Below are 1,238 nucleotides of genomic sequence, written 5' to 3'. Positions count from 1 at the left end.
GGTCAGCGACTTGGCTTCCTTGTAGCCGTAGAAGGCATCCAGGCGGAACAGCGGTTGCGTTAGCGTCACCGAGGTGGAACGAGATCTACCGTCTATCTCCAGGTCACCCGTCGATTCGTAGGTTTGGTTGATTTCCGAATGGCGGTGGCTGGCATCGATGGTCGGCAGCAGCGCGGCCCGCCCCTGTACCAGCGTTTCCTGATCCGCTTCCCAGGTCTGGCGGGCGGCGCGCCAGGTGCCGTCGTAGCTCCAGGCTGCGTTGGCGACTTCAGTAAGGTCAGCGGCCTGAACGGCACTGGCCAGTGAGGTAAGAAGAAGAACTAGGGGCGTTGCCGGGCTACGCTTCATTCTGGTGCACTCTTTTTGTGTGTCTGGTTAATCATTATGGTACTGGCAAGTACAGAAAATTAACACCGCCTGTTTGGGCCAGTTCCGCGGTTGTTCGGCTGTTGGGCGCTGGCGTATAGTGTCCGCCATTCCTGAATTTCTCTTATTTGCTTCTGGAGGCCGACGTGCCAGACGATCAGCGCCCCATCGCCAACGCCATTGACGAATCCTGCCAGCCTATCGCGGGTTCACGAAAGATCTATGTCACGGGATCGCGCCCGGACATTCGTGTCCCCATGCGAGAAATCCAACAGCATCCGACCCCATTGGCGGACGGAAAGTTCGAGGATAACCCACCGCTGTCGGTTTATGATACCTCTGGTCCCTATACCGACCCGGATACTCAAATCGACATCCGTAAAGGGCTGAATCCTATTCGGGCTGCCTGGATTGATGAGCGGGATGATACCGAGCAGCTGGCCGGGTTGACCAGCGAGTATGGCCGCAAGCGGGCCAACGACGTGGCCAAGGCCGGCCTGCGTTTTGAGCACACGCGCATTCCTCGCCGCGCCCGCGCCGGCAAGAATGTCAGCCAGATGCACTACGCGCGCCAGGGCATCATCACTCCCGAGATGGAATATATCGCCATCCGCGAAAATCAGCGGCTGCGTGAGCATCGCGAAGCGGGCCTGCCGGTGAACCAGCATCCGGGGCAGAGCTTCGGCGCGGCGATTCCGGCGGAAATTACCCCGGAGTTCGTCCGTGATGAAGTGGCTCGGGGCCGGGCGGTGATCCCCGTCAACATCAACCACCCGGAAATCGAGCCGATGATCATCGGCCGCAACTTCCTCACCAAGATCAACGCCAACATCGGCAACTCGGCGGTGACCTCTTCCATTGAGGAAGAAGTC

Annotated in this window: 2 protein-coding genes; one reads left to right on the top strand and one right to left on the bottom strand. The window is 59.4% G+C overall.

Translation table 11 applies throughout. From position 1 onward, the window contains the following. On the bottom strand, window positions 1-348 hold a 348-nt coding region (locus A3754_RS03800), incomplete at its 3' end, for a TolC family protein (protein WP_197468434.1). 164 nt (window positions 349-512) lie between these two features. On the opposite strand from A3754_RS03800, the gene A3754_RS03795 reads away from it, so the two are divergent. Then, a partial coding sequence (locus tag A3754_RS03795) for a phosphomethylpyrimidine synthase ThiC (RefSeq protein ID WP_197468433.1) occupies window positions 513-1,238 on the top strand: 726 nt, incomplete at its 3' end.

The organism is Alcanivorax sp. HI0083, from assembly GCF_001635175.1.
Note: the sequence above shows the minus strand (reverse complement) of the source record. Positions and strands in the feature narration are given on the sequence as shown.